Consider the following 22,955-nt stretch of genomic DNA (forward strand, 5'->3'; position numbering starts at 1 on the left):
GCTTCTAGCTTCTAGCTTCTAGCTTCTAGCTTCTAGCTTCTAGCTTCTAGCTTCGCAAAAATAATAACTCTTTTAGCCAGTTGTATAGCAACTGGCTTTTTTAATTCCAAATTTAAAAATCAACACATTAAGGATTTTGAACCACAGAGGACACAGAAGGTCTGGCGCCGACCGCTTCGCTGCACAGTGGAAAAATGCCAATTGTCTTTCTCTGTGCCCGGGTGTCGAGTTCCAGCACCCGATGCTCGGCCCCCGGAACTCGGCCCCCGGTGCTCGGCACCCGGAACTCTCATTTTCCTCTGTGGTGATAGGCTTTTGATTTTTTTATGCTTTAAACTTCTCACTCGCAGCCGTGTTAAAACAATCCCATTTGTTGGCTGGTCATGTCTGCGAAGGATAAATTGATAAAGGGTAATATTCCTTCGGCAATAGGTTTAATTTGTTTATCCACGTAGTGGTCATAATCAATTTGGCTGCTTAGATATTCTATTGGTTGTGGTCCATTGACTGTAATCACATAAGATATCCAGCCCTTGTGTTGGTATCTGGGTGTTTTACCTAATGCCACATTTTGTTGGTCGGCTAGCCTTGCCGCCTTTACATGTGGCGGTACGTTTTTAACATACAAATCTAATCTGCGCCGAATACGTTTACGATATACAAGTTGTTCATCTAGCTTGCCAGAGCGTGTGTCTGCGATGATCTGCAGCAAATAGTCATGCACATTTTGCCCTGAAAACACCATTTTATATAGCGTGAGTTGAAAGCCTTTTGCAAGCTGAGTCCAATCAGAACGAACCGTTTCTAAACCTTTAAATACCAGTTCGTCCCCCTCTTTTGTGGTTTTTAATCCCGCATAACGTTTTTTACTGCCGAGCTCAGAGCCACGAATAGTAGGCATTAGAAACTGGCTAAAATGGGTTTCAAATTCTATTTCTAACTCACAATCAAGTTGGTGTGTTTGTTGAATGTTGTCCCGCCATTTTTGATTAATTTGCATGGCTAGAGAGTGCCCCACTTGATTCGCTTGTTCCTTGGATAATTCCCCTTGTAACCACACAAAAGTCGAGTCAGTATCTCCATAAATCACTTGATAACCCGCTTCTTCAATCCATTTTGCAGTGGTTTGCATAATATCATGGCCGCGCATGGTGATTGAGCTAGCTAATCGTGTATCGTAAAATGGGCATCCGCCTGAGCCTAGCACCCCGTAAAAGGAATTCATTAAAATTTTGATAGCCTGACTTCGCGCCGCATCTTGATTTTTCTTCGCTGCATCACGTTGCATCCACAGTGAAGTAATAATCTCCGGCAAAAAGTGTTTATCACGGCTAAATTTTGCTCCCCGATAACCTTCAATAGCTTGTTCTGGATTTAATAAGCCTTCCACTAATCCAAGTGGATCTATTTTAAAGGTGCGCATAATAGAAGGATACAAACTCTTAAAATCCAGCACTAAAACGTTTTTATATAGGCCTGGTATTGAGCTCATTACATAACCACCGGGACTGGCTAAACCACCGTCTTTTGGGCGATTAGGCGCGATGTAGCCAGCCCGATGTAATTTGGGTAAATACAAATTGATAAAAGCGGCTACCGACCCCCCCATTCGGTCTAATTCAAGGCCAGTAAGCTGACTACGTAAAGTTAAAAAATCCAGTACTTTGGTGTGTTCAAAAATAGCTAACACCAATTGGCAATCTTGCAGATTATATTCCGCTAATTTGACTTTATTATGTATAAAATCATATTCAATCTGTGCGAGTCTATCATCTACATCTTCCGTCTTTTTACCTTTACCAAGTAAGCTTTGCGCTACATTTTCTAAACTAAAACTCGCAAACTGATAAGTCGCTGTTTTTAAAGCATCTATACCGTCTACAACAATTCTACCTGGCATAGAAACAAAGCCTTGATTCACTTCATTTCTGGCGTCTCGCCAAAAAAGTGGTTGATTATTGCGTCCCAAGGTCAATTCAACCCGGTGTAATGTTGCCCGCTTAATCAACAAACGAAAATCAAAATTGACGACGTTCCATCCAATAATAATGTCTGGGTCGATTTGAGCGATTTGTATCACAAACTGCTGTAATAAGGTCTTTTCATTGTCTACCCAGTGTATCCACTCTTCTGCTACTTGGGATTTGCCAATCATCAATACACACCTGTAGGTGTCACTGGCAAGACCTATAGAAAACAGTTCACCCTGTTCACTGCATTCGATATCGATAGATAACAGCTTAAAATTAGGTACATATTGGCTGGGTTTACATTGAATATTGGTGAGTTGTGTTGATTTGTGAGGAACTTGCTTGCCTGTAAAAACAGCACTGCCATAAATAAAACGTTCCATCAGATAACGTTCGGTTAAACGTATATCATCTTCGAAACAACTAATTTGATGCTGCTTTAATAATGTTTTAGCTTTGTACAATGAATTGTTTTTATCAAAGTACAGTGCACCCACTGCTTGATGGGCAAAAGTGTTTAGTTCTAAAGGTTTAAAACTGTGTTCAATACCACTTTGCTTGAGTAGAGTTGATGCTTGGGAGTGATTTTTTTGCTCAATAAAAAACAACGCTTGTTGCGCTGTTGATATCCCCTGTATTACACCCGTTTCAGTAATAAACCAGAATTCGATATAGGTTTTACCCTGGCGCTCTATAGAGTGGGCAGTAAGAATAAATCCCTCTAAGGAGACTTTCATATAGTTGAGACTAAGCTTTTAATAGTTTATTTGAGGGCAAGGTAAGGGTTATTACCTTAGAAAGCAAGCTAAGGCATAGACACTCACTGATGCGGAATGTCTATACCCTAATAATAGTGATATATGCGCAATCCTTTACAGATCGCAATTCAATGGATTATCAGCCTCTATAATCTTTATTTCGCTTAATTGTATTATCAATCCGGCCTTTGCGGCCAACAAAAATGGCATGTCCACTTTTTCCATGTTGCTACCTACATCAGCAAAACAACTCAATGGGATTGTGGCTTGTTGCCAACCTTGGCCAGCCTTAGATTTGAGTGAACCAGTGAGATCTAAATCACCGACACAATCTACTCCGCAGCCGATACTTAGGGAAACTTTGCTCGCTCCTTGCTGCAAAACATTGTAATTAAAAGTCAGAGCACTGCCTGCTGCCATTTTTTCAGTTAAATCAACAGGATTACCCTGTATCGATAAATTGGCTTCACCTTCCCACGTAGCTTGGATCGTATCCTCTTGTGCTTGATGATCTGTGGCTTGCAGCAACAACTTAGATAAGGAACTGGCTTGTGAACTGGCACTAACTTGTGTGTTACCCCCTGCATCGTTAAGGACTAATCGCCAAGGCTGCACCGGATAACCAGCAAATAGAAATTTATTATCATTAATTTGGCTCACAGAAGGGTCCACTTCTTCACTCAAAGGCGCTAAGTTTTGGCTATCCTTTAGCGACAATCCATAACCATAAGCAAACAAAGGTTGATAATTGTCATCACCTATATTTACCTCAACATCCAAAGGACTCGCTGGCCAAGAGAACGACAATCGGCCCGTAAAGTCATATTGCACATTACCTTGCGCATCTTTAAACAATAGATCAGCCACACCGCCGCCTTCTGATCCCGGTAACCAAGCGGCAACAAACGCATCTGAGGCATTTAATTCAGGATTCACCCACATGCCACGACCAGACAAAAATACTGTTACCGTGGGAATACCTTGCGCTTTGAGTGATTTTAATAAGGCTAGATCTTCGTTAGGTTTATAGTCGAGATCTGTCACATCACCTTGAAACTCAGCGTAAGGCTGCTCGCCAAATACAACTATCGCGACATCAGGTTTTGTCTCAAACTCTCCTTTTTCACTCAATTCCACTTGCCCGCCAGCTTGCTGAACCGCTTTTTGAATGCCTTGATAAATCGATTCACCATTAGGAAAGTGAGAATTATTGTTACCCGTTCCTTGCCAACTTAAGGTCCAACCGCCAGATTGCTGACCAATGTTATGGGCGCCACCACCTGCTACTAAGACTTTTGAGCTGGCATGTAGTGGTAACAACTGATTATTATTTTTAAGTAACACCAGCGACTTACGTACCGCTTCTCTGGCAATCGCTTTATGCTCACTTGAGCTTAACAATTCGAATTTACCGGCATAAGGACGTTGAGATGGCAACTTAGCCGCAAATAACCCAGCACGTAATTTAACCCGTAAAACCCGTGACACGGCTTCATCCAAGCGCGCCATACTGATCTCGCCCGACTTAACTTGTTTCAGGGTGTTTTTGTATAAGTCTTTCCAGCTATCGGGGGCCATAAACATGTCTAAACCCGCATTAAACGCCTGAGGACAAGACACATTGCTACACCCTGCCACTTGTCCGTGGCCATTCCAATCGCCTACGACTATGCCATCAAAGCCTAAACGTTCCACCAAAATATCATTTAACATTTCGCGGCTACCGTGCATTTTTCTGCCATGCCAGCTATTAAATGACGCCATGACGACTAGTGCTCCGTGCTGGATTGCAGGAGGATAACCGGCACCATGAATGTCGCGCATGATAGCTTCGCTAACAAGAGTGTCACCTTGATCCTTCCCGTCTTTAGTACCGCCGTCGCCCAAAAAGTGTTTAACATTGGCTAATAAATGATTTTTGCCTAGAAAATTATCGCTATTGACTTTCCCTTGGATCCCTTCAACTAAAGGCCCTGCAAAACTCGCGACTATCTCAGGATTTTCAGAATAACTTTCGTAGGTTCGTCCCCACTTATCATTTTGCACCACAGCTAAAGTAGGGGCGAATGTCCAATCAATCCCTACAACTAATATTTCCTTAGCCGTAATTTCACCAATCTTACGCATCAGGTCTGGATCGTTCGCCGCTCCCAATCCAATGTTATGGGGAAAAAGCGTCGCCCCTACTACATTGTTATTGCCATGCACCGCGTCTATACCCCATAACAAAGGAATGCCCACTCCTCCGTCACTGGTATCTGTCGATGCTTGGTAAAACTTATCTGCTAACTTTAACCATTCTTCTGGCGGCGCGTGAATATCGCCATTAGGTGCACTGCTGCCCCCATTTAATACCGAGCCTAAGTTATATTCCCCAGCCTCTTGGGGCGTAATAGACGCAATATCAGCCTGAATAACTTGACCTACTTTTTCTTCAAGGGTCATCTTTGCCAAGATCGCCGCGATTTTAGCTTCCTGTTGTGGATCTCGTTTTATAGGAGACACTTGTTTAGGCCAGTTTTCAGGTGTGACATCAATAGCAGTAATTTTTTCAGCTAAAACTGGTGCAAGTTTTTCAGTCGTTTGTTCGGAAGTACCATTAGAACATGCGGCTAAGGTCGCCAATAGTGAGGAAAGTAATACTGTAGATTTGAGTAATTGTTTATATTTAAGATTTATCATTGGCAAGAATAAGGCCTTTATTTTTCTTTTTTATTGGAAACGTTTTCACAAAAGTAAACAACTGCTCACAATTAATCAACAAAAAACCACAAACTGCAGACCTATTTACAATAAAAACGCCTAGAAACATTTGCACCATAAATACCACAGAGCACTTCGCGACAAAGAGGAATAGATTGCTAAGTATTGGGTTTTCCTCTGTGTTTTGTATTCAAAAAAAATGGCCTCAATTGAGACCATTTTTTATAGAGGGAGCAGCCTTTTATTTAAAGAAAGTCTGACTCACAATTTTGTGAATAAATTAAATTCTATCTTTAAGGGCAGTCACAATTGGTGAAGTCTCTAAGCCATTTTCAGACGCCCAAGCAATAACTGTTTTACCGTCTTGCTCAGGCGTATTTAAATCACCTTTAGACATTTTCTTAACCATCAAAGTGCCTGTTTCAACAGCATTGCTAAGCATAGCTGTGCGGATAAGGCTGTTGCCCCCACAAGAAATACCTGCATAATAATCTTTTAACTTCAGTTTAAAATCAGATTCAACACGTTTCATTTTTTTACGAAGTTCACCTTTATCGTCAGCCTTAACAATAGTACAAATGTTCTGTAGGGCTTCACTTACATCGGCTTGTGCATTACCTGCCGTGAATAAAGAGATAGTAGCGATTGCGATGGTAGTTTTAACTAATTTCAACATGGTCAAGTTCCTGGAGGGTAATTTAAGTAAATAAAAGTTGGTTCTATTTCGATGATGCGTATTAGAAAGCAGTTTGTGTGTTAAATGTATCTTTAAGGTAATACTTAGGTATGTGAAGTGATAACTTAATTTTCTTTAAATTCCCTTAGTTTTGACTCATCTCCATTAAACGGCTATAGGTTCGGCGAAACTCGAATTTCAGAGCGCCCTCTAGATAAAGTTCAGCCAATGGCACGTCACTGCTTAAATACAAGCTCACTTTTTGATCATATAACTCATCAATTAAACTGATAAAACGTCGGGCCATATCATCATTCTCACCATAAGATAAAATACGCTCGCCTGTGATTTGGGCTTGGTTATCTCCTATACCGTCTTCGGTTCCGCGAGCCTTAATCCATCCACGCACTTCACCTGCAAACTGGGGAACGCCACTTAACATTACAGTGTCATAACGAGTAGCAATTTCCATGTAATCGAGTTGTGAACGTGGACCTTCACACAAGGCGTAAAAGTCGAACCATACCATTGAGTTGGGACAGTTAGATTCAGTCACGCTTTTTACACTGATTTCGCGGTGACAGATTTCTATGCTGGAGGCATTGATTTGAACAAGATTAGTTGCAGCTATGAGATCAGCAAAAATAATAGAAAAATCCATCTCTGCAGTCATACCTATGAATTTGAATGTTGCGACAAACTCCGATTCGTTTTGCTCTGCTCGCAGGCGATGTAAACGGTGATCTTGCTTGCCGTTCAGATGCAAAAGTGATGTATGTTGTTGCAGTAAGGTAATACATGGCAAAAATTTATGTCTGGCTAAGCCATTTTCGTATAAGCGCTCAATGGGAATATTTGAGGTAGCGACTAACACAACGCCTTGCTTAAATAAACATTCAAACAATCCTGCCAAAATCATGGCATCGCCAATATCGGAGACAAAAAATTCATCGAAACATAATATGCGGCATTCTTTAGTAAGGTTTTTGGCAACAATAACCAAAGGATCTTGTTGACCTACTAGGGCTTTAAGATCCCGATGAATGCGTGCCATAAAATGATGGAAATGTAATCTCAATTTGCCTTTTTGTGGCAAACAATCGTAAAACAAGTCCATTAAAAATGTTTTACCGCGACCCACATCCCCCCACAAATATAGCCCTTTAATAGGCAGGGAAGTCGTTGAGTTTTGCTGAGTTAATTGCCAAAATAGTGTGTCCAATGTATTAATGGCTTGTAGTTGTGACAGATCCTCAACAAGCTTTTCTCCCAATTGTGATTGATATACAGCAAGGGGAGAGTTAAGGGTTGATATATGGTTTAACCCATCGGGCATAGTGAATATTTTCCACAAATGACGAAATGCAGATAAGAAGTCTAACTATTTTTAGTGCTGCAGCCAAACGAATTGACAAAGTTAAATCGACAGCAAAATATCATAGTTTCTATTGGCAAAATGAGATATCAGTTAACCTTAAAATAGTAGGTAGTGACAAATAAGCTTGGAGTAAAAGTTGTTAACACGAATTGAGAAATACCCATGAAATTAGTAATTTTTATTTTAAGTGTTTTGCTTGTCTTATCCGCCAATGCTGGGGAACCCATAACCATTCGTCTAGCGGTGATAAATTCAAAAAATGACTTACGTCATGAATATTCACAGCAGCTACAAAAACTCATTATTGCTTCCTCACCTGCAGATATTGAAGTGGATTGGGTGCCATTCCCAAGTGACCAACAACATAGAGTCCTATTGGATAATCATGCAATTGATGTATTTGCGATGCCTTCCGACGAAAAACTTGAGCAACAATACCATGCTATTCGGTATCCAATATTCAAAGGTTTAATGGGTTACCGGCTTATGCTAGTGAAAAATGAAAACCGCCAGATTTTAGAAAAAATTACCGATATTCAGGCTTTGAAACAATTTACTATAGGTCAAGGAAGCCAATGGCAAGATACTAAAATATTTTCGGAAAATGGCTTTGTGGTTATCACCAGTCGACACTACAACCGCTTATTTGAAATGCTCGGCAAAAATAGATTTGAACTATTTCCAAGATCAATTCTAGAAATCTGGCGCGAAGAGCAAACATTTTCAACACTCGGCATTAGTGTTGAACCTAATATAATCTTGCACTATCCCTTGGCTATGTTTTATTTTATTAGGAAGAATGAACCTGAGTTACGCCAAGCTCTTGAGAACGGCTTTAAAGTAGCAATAGAGAACGGTAGCTTTGATGCTTTGTTTAATAAGTACCATGAAGGTTTTATTAAACGTGCAAAACTAGAGCAACGAACATTAATTGAAATACCCAATTCATTCGCTCCCAACATTCCCAGTGATGAAACAGCCCTTTACATAACTCTCTAATTATTATGAAACATGGAAGAGGCGAAACTGGCGCATTGTCATAGCTGCCTTTTTCACCTTTTAGCCATACCGTCCAGCCACTATTATCATGCCTATCTTAGTTGAAATTACTTACAATTGTGGGCTATTCCTTCGCAAGCTCGCCTCGACAAACCCAATAGCATTTGACTTTTCAATGAAATTGCAGCCTTCTAACATACTGTTTTGATTGCAATTACTTTAAAGGAAGCGGCACGCCTTAACCAGGGTTTAGCTTAACTACTGTTCCTCCCGCATAAACACCAAATCAATAAACTAAATTCACTCGGCCACAAGGTTTCACTCCGACAACCAAGGTTCATTTTGCACTCTGAGCATGGCTTCAACTCGATTATCTACATTAAGTTTACTTAAAATTGAAGATACGTGATTTTCAATTGTACGGTTTGATCGCGAGAGTGACTCAGCAATTTGTTGATTACTTGCCCCAGTCACCAAAAGCTTAAGCACTTGCTGCTCTTTGTTTGTTAGACCAATTGGATGCTGTCGAGTTTTAGCATAGGGTCCACGGCGAGATTTAGGGAGAATATCTGTCAATCCTTCAATGATTGCAGCATTTCTAATCCATTGCAGTGCAGATCTTGCCTGTATGTTTTCAAATATTTCCCAAGCCTTAATAAGATAGGATTGCCGAACCTGACTTTGCTTAGGTTGATTATGTAATAAACTCATACCTGCATTAAAAGGCATACCAAGCCTTTGCCAAGCGCAGTATGCTGCTTCAATGTCACCATTTAACTCAAGCTGATAGGGTTGTGCCATCACATTAGCACTAGAGTGACTATCGCCAACTTCAATATTAAATCGTTTCTTCCATATAATTAACTCGCCTAATTGCCATTTGTTTAACACACCTTCTGCCAGCTCATCTAGCCAGTTAATATGTTTTTTGGCATCCTCTTGTTGAAAGTCGTCAAAGGCATACAACCAGCTATGCTCTATCAGACCAAGTCTTGCTGGGATCATGTACTGATATTCATTGGTAGATTGTGCATCTTTTAGTGCCTGACAAAGCAAAGCATAGCTGTCCTCAACAGCAAGACGTGAACTAACTCGAGCGAGCACAATCAAGGCAGGTAGTTTCATTAACAATGTTTGATTATCAACTCCTTGGACACCTGCAGCAATAGTTTGTGCATCAATTAAACGCCCTTGTTCTTGGCGTAATTGCGCCTGAAGACCTACAAGATAATATGTCCACGAATCTAAATCGTGAGAAATGTCGTATTGGATCCCTTTGGTTGTTAAGTCTTCCGCCATTTCAAGCTTTTTAAAGCGAACGCAATAATCTGAGAAATTGGTGTAAACCCGTGCGACATCCTCATGCAAACCATGTTGTTCTGCAATAACAAGGCTTTGCATGAGCATTTCCTCTCCCTCTTCATTCCCTCGAATGACCAAAGCTGTGCCTATGTTATTTAGGGCATGGGCTTTAACAATAGGACTAGAAAACTGTTCAGCTAATTCAAGTGCCTTATTGCCCCACTTAATCGCGTCATCAGTTCTATCATTAAGCATATCTAATTGTGAGCGCATAGAATATGCCATGGCTAATTCACTCGATGCTGGAATAGACTCAAATGTATTAATTGCTTGATTCGCATACTGCTCGGCCTTTTCTGCGTCGCCTTGATACCAATATAGTCGCGATAACGAGCGTAAGTTTTCGCCCACTTTGTCTTGTCTGCCTAACGCACGCCAAAGACTTATGGCATGTCGTCTTGCATCAATAACTGATTGTTTCATATGGGTAGTTAAGCCCACTTCGTAAGCCCAGTTTTCGTGGAGACTAGCAGCGAGTTCGGTATCTGCATATTCAACAAAATTGAGTGCTTTTCCATAAAACGATGCAGCTTCCTTATGTGCACCCAATGCGGCTGCATTAGCAGCTGCAGTGGGCGCATACTTAAGTACATTTTCTGAGTCTAACGCCCCTTCCGCATGATGAACAAGCCATGCCAAATTAACAGGCAACGATATTTGATTTAAACATTCAAGAATTCGCTTATGGGCATTTTTTTGATGATGCGCAGGTTGATTTTCTAAGATAGTCCGCCTGACTAATTCGTGCTTAAATCGGAATATTCTATGTGGGTCACATTGCAAAAGTTTTCTGGCAACACTAGCCATAGCAAATGACTCGCCATTTTCACCAAAAAGCGCAGTTATTAGTGCAACTGGAATACTATACGGAATAAGGCTTAACACCTGCATAAGCTCTCGTTCACCATGGGTTAAATGCTGTACTCGACTACTCACAGCTTCCCTAATTGAAGCTGGGATAGCATGGTGATTGTAGTCATTGTTAGCCAATAACTCAGCGATAAAAAAGGGATTACCTGCTGTGATTTTATATAAAATTTCGGGGTCGTAAGTACTTTTGCTACTAAGCTTTGTCACCGCATTCTGACTCAATTGTTCGAGGTGCACTCGAATGGTATGCGCAGACGGCATCAAAGAAAGAACAGAGTGAAAGGGGTGGTCATGAGTCACTTCATCTTCTCGATAACTCAAACACAGCAAACACGGTATAAAAGAGATCCTTCTGGCGACATATTTTAATAAGTCGAGACTGGCATGATCTGCCCAATGTACGTCTTCAATAATCAGAACAGTAGGTTTTGTCAGTTTGCTTATCGCCTGAAAAAAACTGCCAAATATAATGCTAGGAGTGGCACCATTTTCTAAGTGGCTTAGCAAATCAAGAGAGATAATTTGAGCAAAATCGTAGATAGGTGCATAAGGTCGAGGGGTAAATAAAGGGTCGCATCCAGACCAAAGAATATCAATGGATGTGTCAGCATGCATACGAATATGTTCGAGTAAGCTGGTCTTCCCGATCCCCGCCTCACCACTTAGCAATAAGATTTTTCCCGATTGAGAGATCTTTGACATACTTTCAGTGATCTTATCTATCGCGTTATCACGTTCCAAAAGCATCGGATGTACCTAAGCCTTGCACTTGTTCCATTATTTAAATTTAAGCTAAATAACCTCTCATTGCAGACGTTTTTCTTAAATTAGGTACTGATATCACAAAATATAGGTAGCAACACTCAATGAAAATAACCCAATTTTGCTTAACCTTTTTAAACCTACTCTAATAAAACCGCTCTCAATCTAAAATAGATAAAAGGACCTACTATGAAAGCATTATCCCAAACTATTATTGCCATAATGACAATGTCCTGGCTAAACACAGGCATGGCCATTCCAATAACGGCCAATAGTGGCATCTCATTTAATAATGACATGGTAATCGCCACTGGTGGTCAGCTCCCTATTGGGCTTGAATCCATTGACGGCCCACCTAGCTATTCGTTTTTAACAAACAGTAGCTTATATGCACCAGATGCTGTTGATTTTGACGATACTGATATAGTAATTGCTGGATTAACACGGGATGCACCTTCTACGTTTTCTTCAATAAGTACCAGTACTCGCAACGCCGGAACTGAAGGCTCAATTTCGAGTAACAATACTCAGTTATATCAAATAAGAGAATTGGAAATAATCCCTGACGGCAGCAATGATGTGTCTGAACGTGGTTTATGGGGTAATGGTGTTGCTCAGGCTTCCCTTACTACTTCCGTTTTTGATACTAGAGCAACGTCTGAGGTGTCTTTTGAACGCGAGTTTACCTTTTCAAATCAAAACGCCTTTGCCATGACCTTTGGTATCCAAGGCGTCTTTGAGATGGATATGTTTGCCATTGCCAATGGCGAACATAGTGTTGCCGAAGCATTCGCTACATTAGATATGTTTTTTAGTTCGAGCAATATACTCGATATTCAATTTGCAGATATTTCTCCATACAGCACTAACCAGACTGAATCAGGAGGCAACGCCAGCATTTCACTGATTCGAGAAACTAACGTTGCCGGTACTGGACATTTAAGCTTAACCGGCATGGCGAGCGCATCGGGCTTAGATGGAGGAGGAGCTCAACAAGCATTGGGTGGTAGCGTAATGTCCTATGCAATAGGCATTACCTTGCAGCCTGGCGAAGAAATCACCATGTCTCACCTTGTTACCTATTCTAATTTAGCTGCCATTGAACAGAGGGTTACGGAAGTAAACGAACCTTCAAGCCTATTACTGATGCTGTTCGCTTTGGGTATCTCAATTTTTAGAAAACAGTATTCTATCGAGCTTTAATGAATAACATTATGTCGGTATTGCGCCCTATGCTCGCCTTACTGCCAATGCTTAATGGCAAAGGTCGCAACGACTCGAAAGCCATGGGACCGACATAACTCTTGAAAAATAGGATAACTCAGCGCATCGGGCTGGCGTTGCAGGTAACTATACACAATAGCAGCAGCCCTCTACCCCTGCTCATCTCGCGTAAACACTAACTCGTTGCCTTTACTCTTAGAGGCTGAAAAACGATAGCCTGCAGTATCAAACTCTTTCAATTGACTAATCTCAGTTAAGCGGTTTTGAATAATATACCTAGCCATCATGCCTCTTGCTTTTTTGGCAAAAAAACTAATCACTTTAAATTGACCGTTTTTACAATCTTGAAAAACAGGCGTATAAATTTCTGCGTGTAACGCCTTAGGCTTCACGGCTTTAAAATATTCGTTTGAAGCAAGGTTAACCAATACATTGTCGCCTTGGACTGCAATGGCTTCATTTAACTTATGGCTGATACGGTCATCCCAAAACTGATAGAGGTTTTTATTTTTCCCTGTGTCTAGTTTGGTGCCCATTTCCAATCGATAGGCTTGCATCAAATCCAATGGTCGTAATACACCATATAAGCCAGATAAAATGCGCAAGTGTTGCTGGGCATAGTGAAAGTCGTCTTGCTCAAATGAAGTCGCATCTAACCCTGTGTATACATCTCCATTGAATGCCAAAAGAGCTTGTTTGGCGTTGTTGATGTCAAAAGGAGTGTGCCAACTGGCATAGCGATCTGCGTTTAAACCTGCCAATTTATCGCTAATTTTCATTAATGACGCAATTTTGGCTGGGCTTAACTTACGGCAATGTTTTATTAGCGCCTCAGAATCATCCAACATATCTGGATATGTGAATGTCTCTGTTACTGCAGGGGTATCATAATCGAGATTTTTGGCTGGCGAAATAACAACTAACATTCAATGGGATCCTGTAATGGTATAAATTTATAAAAAACTACTGCAGTGATATGTGGGATACGTTGCCAAATACAAGTTGGATTTTATTATTCTTTGTATTTCACATAGGCTTCAGCCAAAATTAAGCTAAACCAAAATGCAATTAAGGATAAATATGTACCTAAAACTTTTAGGGCTCACTGGCATTATTATATTGTTATCAAATTGCGCCACTATGAATAAAGCAGATTGTTTGAACGCAGATTGGCAATTAATAGGTTTCGAAGACGGAAGTTTGGGTAAGAATGAAGTGTCTATTTCTCAGCACAGAAAAGACTGTTCTGAACACGGTGTTACCCCAGATTTGACGGCTTATCGCAAAGGTCACTATGAAGGGGCTAAAGCTTTTTGTACAACACACAACGGGTTCACTCGAGGCCTGCAAGGCAAAGAGTATAAGCGTAACTGTCCAGAAGCATTTGAAAAAGCATTCCTAACTGGATTCAGCGATGGCCAAAATTTATATGGACTAAAAAAGGTGCTAAACCAAAGAACAGATGACCTCGAAGACACCTACAAAGAATTAGATTGGCTAGAGCACACTATCGCTGAAAAAAGTGAAGTTATGATCTCTGATGGCCTAAATCGAAATCAGCGAATAGCTATTAGAGATGAAATTGCAGAGCATCAAACACAACAACAGCATTTATATGCTGTGCTACGAGAATTAAAACAGGAATTTGAAAACGCTTCGCTTGCCTACGAACAAGCAAAGCGCGAGTTTGCTAACTATTCACCGACAAACTAATTAGCCTTGAGTGATCAGAAAACATTATCATTTTACGTTAGAAAAACGATTATGTGATTTCACATCGTCTTTATTTTTGTTAGCAAAGCTAGCGTTTTACTGGCGTCTGTTATGCAACGGTTATACCCTATAGCTATTCTTATTTTTCGCGTTACAGTAAGCATTAAGACATATGATAGTCAGCTTACTTCTTTGAATTCCTAAACAATTTTGCCAAGCTATACACATTGCAATGTGATAGCCCATGAAGCGTCACTACTTATAGAGGATAATATGTCTAATCAATTACAAGCTTTACGAGAAATCACTACTGTTGTTGCTGATACCGGCGATATTGAAGCCATTAAAAAATACCAACCAGTAGATGCCACCACTAACCCGTCTTTGTTACTTAAAGCAGCAGAGATGCCGCAGTATAAATCTCATTTGGAAAGTGCAGTGGCATGGGCAAAAGAACAGTCTTCTGACGCAGAACAACAAATAATTGATGCTGGTGACAAACTTTCTGTCACTATTGGTACCGATATTGTCAATATTGTACCCGGACGTATTTCTACAGAAGTAGATGCGCGTTTATCATTTGACACTGCAGGAAGTATTGAAAAAGCCCATAAGTTGATTGCTCTTTACAAAGAAGCGGGTATCGATAAGAGTCGCATCTTGATTAAGTTGGCCTCTACTTGGGAAGGCATCAGAGCAGCAGAAGTATTAGAAAAAGAAGGCATTAACTGTAATCTTACTTTGTTGTTTGGTTTCGCTCAGGCACAAGCATGTGCCGAAGCAGGAGCTTTCTTAATTTCTCCTTTTGTTGGCCGAATTTTAGATTGGTACAAGAAAAGTACCGGTAAAACTGACTACAGCTCTGCCGAAGATCCTGGCGTAGTATCAGTCACTAAAATCTATAACTATTACAAAGACCATGGTTATAAAACTGTTGTTATGGGCGCTAGCTTCCGTAACACAGGTGAAATAACCGAATTAGCCGGTTGTGATCGTTTAACTATTGGACCAGGCTTATTGGAAGAATTGTCACAAACTGACGCACCTTTGCCAATTAAGCTGCAAGATAAAGGAGCAACTAAAACTCCTGGAGCGCCTTTAACAGAAGCGCAATTCCGTTGGGAAATGAATCAAGACGCTATGGCTACAGAAAAGTTATCTGAAGGTATCCGCAACTTTGCCGCTGACCAAGTTAAATTAGAAGCCATGCTAAGAAGTTATCTATAAGCTAAATTGTTAATCTTGGAAGCGTCGGAACCGGCGCTTTTTGCTTTTTAGTCAACCTTAATAGCCGGACTTCACCTTGACCCTAGATAGAGAACATATTATGACTTCACTAACGGCATCCCCTGCTTGGAAAAACCTAGAACACTTAGCAGCTCAAATAAAAACTCAGCACATGCGTGACTGGTTTGCTGCAGACCCTAATCGCGCTGAAACCTTTACTCAATCTGCTTGTGGTATTGAGTTAGATTATTCAAAAAATCTCATCACCGACCAAGTTATGCAAGCACTGCAAGCTTTGGCCAGTGAATGTAATGTCACTGAAAAAAGTCAGGCCATGTTTGCCGGTGACATCATTAACCATACAGAACAACGCGCGGTTTTGCATACTGCGCTACGTAACTTTTCAGGCAAGCCCGTTTTAGTAGACGGCATAGATGTGATGCCTGAAGTGTTGGCATGTCAGAAAAAAATCCAAGACTTTGTAGCCAGCGTGCACAGTGGTGAACGCAAGGGTTATACCGGAAAGTCATTAAAACAAATTGTGGCCATAGGTATAGGCGGCTCTTTTCTTGGCCCTAAGATAATGTCAGAAGCCCTAAAACCTTATTGGTTTGAAGGGGTAAAAGTGCATTACGTTGCGAACGTTGACGGTTGTCATATCCAAGACGTATTAGCCTCAGTTGACCACGAAGAAACCTTAGTTGTGATGTCATCTAAATCCTTCACTACCCAAGAAACCTTACAAAATACCCTTACTGCTAAAGCGTGGTTTTTGGGGGCGGGTGGAACACAACAAGATATTGCCAAACACTTTATAGCGGTGTCTTCAAATATTAAAGCCGCCACTGAATTTGGTATGGCTGAAGACAACATTTTCCCAATGTGGGATTGGGTTGGTGGTCGTTATTCACTTTGGTCAGCCATTGGATTGCCTATTGCACTGACTATAGGTTACGACAATTATCGTGAATTACTCCAAGGTGCGTTTGAGATGGATGAACATTTCCAAACAGCTCCCATAGAGCAAAACTTGCCAATGATTCTGGGATTGTTAGGAGTTTGGTATGTAAACTTCTTCGCAGCACAAAGTCATGTGTTACTACCATATTATCACTATTTACGTGGTTTCCCCGCTTACGTACAACAGTTGGACATGGAAAGTAATGGTAAACGAATTACTGGTTCTAACACAGCAGTAGATTACGCCACTGGCCCTATAATTTGGGGTAGCGAAGGCACTAATGGACAACATTCATTCCATCAGCTTATTCACCAAGGAACAGTATTAGTACCCGCTGACTTTATGTTACCTCTCAAGGTACCGAATCAAGATGATACCCATCATGCCATGTTAGCCTCTAACTGTTTTGGTCAGACACAAGCCCTAATGCAAGGTAAAACTTTTGCCGAATGTAAGACTGATTTAGCCGCAAAGGGCTTAGATGAAGAGACACTTGAATCACTCGCCACCCATAAAACCATGCCAGGTAACAAACCCAGTAATACCCTGCTATTCAAGCAAGTAGATCCTAAAACTTTAGGTGCGCTGGTTGCCATGTATGAACATAAAGTATTTGTGCAAGGGGCAATTTGGGGCGTGAACTCTTTCGATCAATGGGGAGTTGAGCTAGGTAAAGAGTTAGGCAATCAAGTACTTGATAAACTCGTTAACACCGATGCGGACTTAAGTTTTGATGCATCAACCAATCAACTAATCAGTAAATTTAGACAAGCTAATGGATAAACCCGTGATACGCGCTAAAAGATAAAAGCTATTCACCACAGAGGAAAAGGAGCGTTGGGCGTCGGGCGCCGAGCGCTTCGCTACACTGAGATAAAAACACCTTGTTTTCTTCTGTGTCCTCTTTTTCCTCTGAGGTTTAAATTTTTTTGCTCTGCGCTATTTTGGATACGAGCCGGTCGCCATGTGATACTAGCTAGTAGCTAAACAAGCATTGTTGCTCTGTAAATTTCACTGTTAATCAAAAAGGGTGTCATTTTAATCAAATGACACCCTTTTTTGTCTAGTTTTTAAAGCTAGAAGCTCTCTGCTCGAAGCTCGTTCCTGCTCTTTTATGCCTTTTCCTTGTCATTAAACCTTCACCTTTTGTTAATAAAAAGTACAAATACTTATTCTATTTTAACTATCCGTATGGTACATAGTCATTAAGCTGTTGTTTTATGTTGAAAATCACAATTGCTTAAAGAGTACCTTTGTAATAAGTGCGCTATAAAAATAATAAAGGAGATCAAAATGGATAAGTCCGAATTATTGTCTACCTTAGATTCAGAAACCAAGTCGTCAAAAAGCAAAACCAGTAAACGAAAATGGCGGGAAATTGAAGCCATACACGACAGACACCGACTCAAGCTAGAATTAAGAGAGTTAGGTATGTCACCAGAAGATGAATTAGAATTTTTATAAATGTAAAGCCCTGAATATTCAGGGCTTTTTTATATAATTCAGAAACACTTAACAGGCAAATGTGAACATATAATAGTGGCTTAACTCGCTACTTTTTCTGATCCAGAGTGTCCTGCTACTACATAATTTTTCGGCATGAAACTATCAACTGTCGACTCTTTCATTTCTAGCGTAAACAGGTCAGGGTTACAGTTTTCTTGTAACAAACACCCTTCTGTTAAATTTGGGTAAATTTCATCATAACGTTTTATTTCTGATTGGCTGACTCTACGGTAAATGTGTGAACGATTTAACTGATTTGGGTTTGATAAGCCCGCAGAAGAAACTAGGTCAAAAGTAGCGTGCACTGTACCTTTATGAAAACGGGCTATACGCGTGGCTTTATCTCCCACAACCAAACCGGAAGCTAAGCTCGGGTCTTGAGTTGCAATCCCTGTTGGACACTCATTGGTATGGCAAATCAAGGACTGAACACAACCCAGCGCTACCATCATACCTCTAGCGCTATTGCACATATCCGCACCCAAAGCCAAATTTTTAACTAGGTGAAATCCTGTAAATGTCTTACCACTGGCAATCACTCTAATGTCTTTTTTCAAACCAAAACCCACCAGTACGTCTACCACAAACACTAAGGCTTCACGCAAGGGCATGCCAACTGAATTAGAATATTCTAAAGGCGCAGCACCAGTGCCACCTTCCCCTCCATCAACAGTGATAAAATCAGGTTGAATTTTTGTTTGAACCATGGCTTTACAAAGTGCAATAAATTCACTTTTACGACCAATACACAATTTAAAACCTATGGGTTTACCACCAGACAAATCTCTCAGCAGCTTTATAAAATGCATCATTTCCAGAGGTGTAGAAAATGCTGAATGAACCGGTGGTGACTCGACTCGAGTGCCTGGCTCTACCTGTCGAATTTGCGCTATTTCTATGGTGTTTTTATGGGCGGGCAAAATTCCCCCATGCCCTGGCTTGGCACCTTGAGATAATTTAATTTCAATCATCTTGATGTTTTCTTTTATGGCTGTTTTGGCGAAACTTTCCTCATCAAAACCTCCATCGGACGCTCGACAACCAAAATAACCTGTACCAATCTGCCAAACTAAATCACCACCATGCTTTAAGTGTGAAGGGCTGACACTACCTTCACCGGTATTGTGGTAAAAACCACCTTTTTTAGCACCTTTGTTTAGCGCTTCTATTGCATTGCCACTTAATGCGCCGTAACTCATAGCTGATATATTAAAAACACTCGCAGAGTAAGGTTGCAAACAATCACTTCCCCCCACCACGATTCGCTGACTTAAGGTTTCTTCATCAGCATGAATGGCGGCTAATGAATGACCAATCCATTCATACCCTACCGCCTGAGTATCAACCTTAGTGCCATAAGGTACAGAATCCTGTGCTCCTTTAGCGCGCTGATAAATCACCGACCTAAACATTCGACTGATAGGTACACCATCAGTTTCAGACTCGAAGAAATATTGACGTAGAAAAGGGCGGAAAAATTCCATTACCCAACGTCCGCGACCTACAAAAGGAAAATTTCGCCTAAGCGCATGTTTAGTTTGATTCATGTCATATAGGCCGATTACAGATATTGGAATAAGCAATAAACTCAACCAAATAATACTCGGCCACTTAAAACTCAGTAATAACATCACAACCCAAGCTGTGACATTCGCTCTAACAAAAGTGTTTCTCATTTCGTGACCTCATTTATATGGAGAATAAATTCGTGTTCCAACCTTACTAGCGCATCATAAGAACAACATAGCTAACAAACTCTTTCAATATAAATATCAAGAGTGAAGTTTAGAAGAAGATTGAGAGTAAAATTAGAAAGTTAAACTTGCCAAATAATTGGGGTTTTATTTTGCTGTTTTAAAAGAGTGTTGGTTTCAGAGAAATGTTTACATCCAAAAAAGCCGCGATGTGCTGATAATGGCGAAGGATGAGGGGCAGTAAGCACGTGATGTTTTTGGGTATCTATGGCCACACCTTTTTTCTGAGCATGATTGCCCCACAGCAAAAACACCAATCCATTGCAATGTTCATTCAATTGATGAATAACGGTATCGGTAAATTGCTCCCAGCCAATTTTAGCATGGGAGTGTGCCTGAGCTTGTTCTACAGTGAGCACAGTATTAAGTAGCAATACACCTTGCTCTGCCCAACTCTTTAAATAGCCATGTTGCGGGATAGTAAAACCGGGAATATCTGCGGCTAACTCTTTGTACATATTAACCAAAGAGGGGGGCGTTTTTATCTTAGGCAAAACCGAAAAACATAATCCATGGGCTTGATTAGGTCCGTGATAAGGGTCTTGCCCTAAAATCACTACCTTCACTTTGTCTAGCTCAGTTAGATTAAAGGCGTTAAACACATCTTGTTTGGGAGGATAAATGGTCTTGCCAGCAGCTCTCTCACTTTCAACAAATTGCATCATTTGTTGAAAGTAAGGCTGCTGCTTTTCCTGACCTAAAATATCTTCCCAAGTGGTCATCAAATATCTTTAGCTTAAAATAGTAAACAAATGTGCTTTTAGCGCCTGATAATCACTGGGCAATTCAGCTGATAACCCTTCTTTACCCGCACAATCTGCCAAAGGTTTAGGCAAGCTGATAGGTTGGCCTAAAACATTTTCCACAGTTTCGCGAAATTTAGCTGGATGAGCAGTACCTAGGAAAATACCGGTTTGCCCTTCCTCCATTTTTCTGGTCAAGGCTTTGTAAGCAATAGCAGCATGGGGCTCACTCACGTAACCCAGTTGGGCTAGTTGACGCATGGCTACTTGGGTATATTCTTCGTCTACCGTGTCACCAGAGATAACAGACTTATCGACCATTCCTAATTCAATTAGTGCTTCAATACGCGGCCAGTTGTTGGGTTGACTCACGTCCATAGCATTAGACAAAGTAGCCACTGTATCTTTAGGTAACCACTCACCGGTTTTTAAATAACGAGGCACTGTATCGTTCAAGTTAGTGGCGGCCACAAAATGTTTAACCGGAAGCCCCATCACTTTAGCAATTAAACCGGCAGTTAAGTTGCCAAAGTTGCCGCTAGGGACTGAAATCACTAAGTCATTGCGCTCTTCTGATGTGAGCTGTGACACTGCTTCAAAGTAATAACAAACTTGTGCGGCTAAACGGCTAATATTAATGGAGTTTGCAGAGTTTAGGTGTAAACCATCACGTACTTCAGGATCATCAAAAGCACTTTTAACCAATTGCTGACAAGCATCAAAATCATCTTCAATTGCGACTGTATGGATATTGTCACCTAAAGTAGTGAATAACTTCTCTTGTAGCTGGCTGATTTTACCTTTTGGATACAAGATCACCACATTGATATTGTCGATACCATGGAATGCATGAGCCACAGCAGCTCCCGTATCACCGGAAGTTGCCGTCAAAATAGTGATCGGTTGCCCATTAGAAATTTCAACCAAACACTGCGCCATAAAACGGCCACCAAAATCTTTAAATGCCAGTGTAGGGCCGTGAAACAACTCTAATGTATACACGTTATCTGTGACTTTAGCCAAAGGAGCTTCAAACACAAAAGCGCGTTCTACTATGCCAGCGACAGTCTCACGAGGTAACTCATCACCAATTAAGGCACTTAATATCTCTACGCTTCGCTCAACAAAAGGCATGGCCAATATTGATTCAATATCATCAAATTTGGGTAATTCTTTAGGAAAAAACAAACCTTGATTCTTTCCTAAACCTTTTTTTACCGCTTCTGCGAACGTTACTTGCTCAGAGGCGTCTTTTAAATTAACAAGTTCCACTTTACTACCTTTTTAATACTTTTGATGTTGCGCTAGTTACAGGGCTTGTAGGCTCGTTGTGACTAGCTCCTTTGAAAGCATCTGCTTTCAAGAGTGGCTTACGGATGCACCACTCGTGTCTAGCTGGCAAATATGACTAAAACCCGTGTCATTTTGAATATAGTTATCAGCTAGCCATTGATTAATTATTTTCGCATTTTCTAAATTGTCGCATACGGCAAACACTGTTGGGCCAGAGCCTGAAATACCAAAAGCCAGTGCGCCCTGTTGTTCTGCGAACGTACGGGATTCATCAAATTTTGGCAACAGTGACTTACGGTAAGGTTCAGCAATCACATCAAACATCATGGCAGCAGCGAGTTTTTCATCGCGGCGGTACAAAGCATCAACAAACACTGCTAACTGCCGGCCAAACTGAATGGTATCAGGCATCGAAACCTGTTTGGGTAAAATATCCCGCGCTGCTGCGGTGGACACGCTAATACCTGAATAACAAGACACCCAATACCAATTTTCAAATACGGGCAACTGCAAGGCAACCTGGTCTTTATGTTCGGCCATTAAGGTTAGTCCACCAAGGAAGCATGGCGCAACATTATCGTAATGTACACTGCCACTTATTTGTCCTTCGAGCTCTCCCATCACTAACAACAACTCGTTGTCGTTGAATGGTGCCTTACCAAAATATTCAGTAAAAAACTGATTTAGACCAAACAATGCCGCCACAATCGAACTGGCGCTTGATCCTAATCCACTGCCAATGGGCAGATGTTTATAAAGTGTCATTTTCAGTGCAGGTATAGCACTTTTGGGGTGACCTTGACTTTCCAATTCGCCAATAAAGTGCTGGTAACAACGAGTAACAATATTACTGTCTGCATCAGGCGGTAATTTATCTGCAAAGCGCCCTTTGACGACTAGACTAAACTGCTCTGCAATTTCGATATCAACTTCATCTCCCAATAAACTGCCGTCTATTGGTTTTAATGCTGCGCCAAGTAAATCAAAACCTAAGCTGACATTACCGATAGAAGCAGGCGCATAGGCCCTTAGGATAGTATTTTTCATATTAGCTTC

At 40.9% G+C, this 22,955-nt stretch carries 16 protein-coding genes; 6 read left to right on the forward strand and 10 right to left on the reverse strand.

From position 1 onward, the window contains the following. Positions 1-355: 355 nt before the first annotated feature. The 4 genes from AAC000_RS00005 to zapE form a co-directional block, all read right to left on the reverse strand. A complete protein-coding gene (locus tag AAC000_RS00005; RefSeq protein WP_339718917.1) occupies positions 356-2,707 on the reverse strand; it encodes a DNA polymerase II in 2,352 nt (783 codons plus the stop codon). Between the two features lie 135 nt (positions 2,708-2,842). Continuing rightward, the gene (locus AAC000_RS00010; protein WP_339718919.1) at positions 2,843-5,410 is read right to left on the reverse strand and encodes an exo 1,3/1,4-beta-D-glucan glucohydrolase; all 2,568 of its coding nucleotides are present in this window, start codon (positions 5,408-5,410) and stop codon (positions 2,843-2,845) included. A gap of 301 nt (positions 5,411-5,711) precedes the next feature. Then, the gene (locus AAC000_RS00015) at positions 5,712-6,107 is read right to left on the reverse strand and encodes a DUF3718 domain-containing protein (RefSeq protein ID WP_339718921.1); all 396 of its coding nucleotides are present in this window, start codon (positions 6,105-6,107) and stop codon (positions 5,712-5,714) included. Positions 6,108-6,252: 145 nt separating this feature from the next. Next, entirely contained in the window at positions 6,253-7,443 is a 1,191-nt protein-coding gene (gene zapE / locus AAC000_RS00020) for a cell division protein ZapE (protein ID WP_339718923.1), read from the reverse strand. A 204-nt stretch (positions 7,444-7,647) separates the two neighbouring features. Here zapE and AAC000_RS00025 point away from each other — a divergent pair, with 204 nt between their 5' ends. Then, positions 7,648-8,484 carry a hypothetical protein gene (locus AAC000_RS00025; RefSeq protein ID WP_339718925.1) on the forward strand — a complete coding sequence of 279 codons (837 nt, stop codon included), beginning with the start codon at positions 7,648-7,650 and terminating at the stop codon, positions 8,482-8,484. Positions 8,485-8,802: 318 nt separating this feature from the next. Here AAC000_RS00025 and AAC000_RS00030 read toward each other — a convergent pair whose 3' ends face one another. Further along, a complete protein-coding gene (locus tag AAC000_RS00030; RefSeq protein WP_339718926.1) occupies positions 8,803-11,463 on the reverse strand; it encodes an AAA family ATPase in 2,661 nt (886 codons plus the stop codon). 204 nt (positions 11,464-11,667) lie between these two features. Between AAC000_RS00030 and AAC000_RS00035 the strand changes: the two genes are divergently transcribed. After that, positions 11,668-12,681 (forward strand): hypothetical protein, encoded by a 1,014-nt coding sequence (locus AAC000_RS00035; RefSeq protein ID WP_339718928.1) that lies wholly within the window; start codon positions 11,668-11,670, stop codon positions 12,679-12,681. A 170-nt stretch (positions 12,682-12,851) separates the two neighbouring features. On the opposite strand, the gene yaaA is transcribed toward AAC000_RS00035, so the two are convergent. Further along, on the reverse strand, positions 12,852-13,628 hold the full coding sequence (yaaA, locus tag AAC000_RS00040) for a peroxide stress protein YaaA (RefSeq protein ID WP_339718930.1): 777 nt from the start codon (positions 13,626-13,628) through the stop codon (positions 12,852-12,854). Positions 13,629-13,782: 154 nt separating this feature from the next. Here yaaA and AAC000_RS00045 point away from each other — a divergent pair, with 154 nt between their 5' ends. The 4 genes from AAC000_RS00045 to AAC000_RS00060 all read left to right on the forward strand — a co-directional run bounded on the left by AAC000_RS00045 (position 13,783) and on the right by AAC000_RS00060 (position 18,067). After that, complete coding sequence (locus AAC000_RS00045; protein WP_339718932.1) at positions 13,783-14,415, forward strand: DUF2799 domain-containing protein; 633 nt, start codon at positions 13,783-13,785, stop codon at positions 14,413-14,415. Positions 14,416-14,688: 273 nt separating this feature from the next. Then, on the forward strand, positions 14,689-15,642 hold the full coding sequence (tal, locus tag AAC000_RS00050) for a transaldolase (protein ID WP_339718934.1): 954 nt from the start codon (positions 14,689-14,691) through the stop codon (positions 15,640-15,642). Between the two features lie 100 nt (positions 15,643-15,742). After that, the gene (gene pgi, locus AAC000_RS00055) at positions 15,743-17,386 is read left to right on the forward strand and encodes a glucose-6-phosphate isomerase (protein WP_339718936.1); all 1,644 of its coding nucleotides are present in this window, start codon (positions 15,743-15,745) and stop codon (positions 17,384-17,386) included. Positions 17,387-17,896: 510 nt separating this feature from the next. After that, complete coding sequence (locus AAC000_RS00060) at positions 17,897-18,067, forward strand: DUF3545 family protein (protein WP_215930539.1); 171 nt, start codon at positions 17,897-17,899, stop codon at positions 18,065-18,067. Between the two features lie 80 nt (positions 18,068-18,147). Here the strand turns inward: AAC000_RS00060 and AAC000_RS00065 are convergent, their stop codons facing one another. The 4 genes from AAC000_RS00065 to thrB all read right to left on the reverse strand — a co-directional run bounded on the left by AAC000_RS00065 (position 18,148) and on the right by thrB (position 22,946). Further along, a complete protein-coding gene (locus tag AAC000_RS00065) occupies positions 18,148-19,785 on the reverse strand; it encodes an FMN-binding glutamate synthase family protein (protein ID WP_339718941.1) in 1,638 nt (545 codons plus the stop codon). 140 nt (positions 19,786-19,925) lie between these two features. Beyond that, the gene (ung, locus tag AAC000_RS00070) at positions 19,926-20,585 is read right to left on the reverse strand and encodes a uracil-DNA glycosylase (protein WP_339718943.1); all 660 of its coding nucleotides are present in this window, start codon (positions 20,583-20,585) and stop codon (positions 19,926-19,928) included. 9 nt (positions 20,586-20,594) lie between these two features. Continuing rightward, entirely contained in the window at positions 20,595-21,878 is a 1,284-nt protein-coding gene (gene thrC, locus AAC000_RS00075) for a threonine synthase (protein ID WP_339718945.1), read from the reverse strand. Between the two features lie 87 nt (positions 21,879-21,965). After that, complete coding sequence (gene thrB / locus AAC000_RS00080) at positions 21,966-22,946, reverse strand: homoserine kinase (protein ID WP_339718947.1); 981 nt, start codon at positions 22,944-22,946, stop codon at positions 21,966-21,968. Positions 22,947-22,955: the final 9 nt, after the last annotated feature.

It is taken from the genome of uncultured Paraglaciecola sp. (assembly GCF_963977085.1).
Taxonomy (GTDB): domain Bacteria; phylum Pseudomonadota; class Gammaproteobacteria; order Enterobacterales; family Alteromonadaceae; genus Paraglaciecola.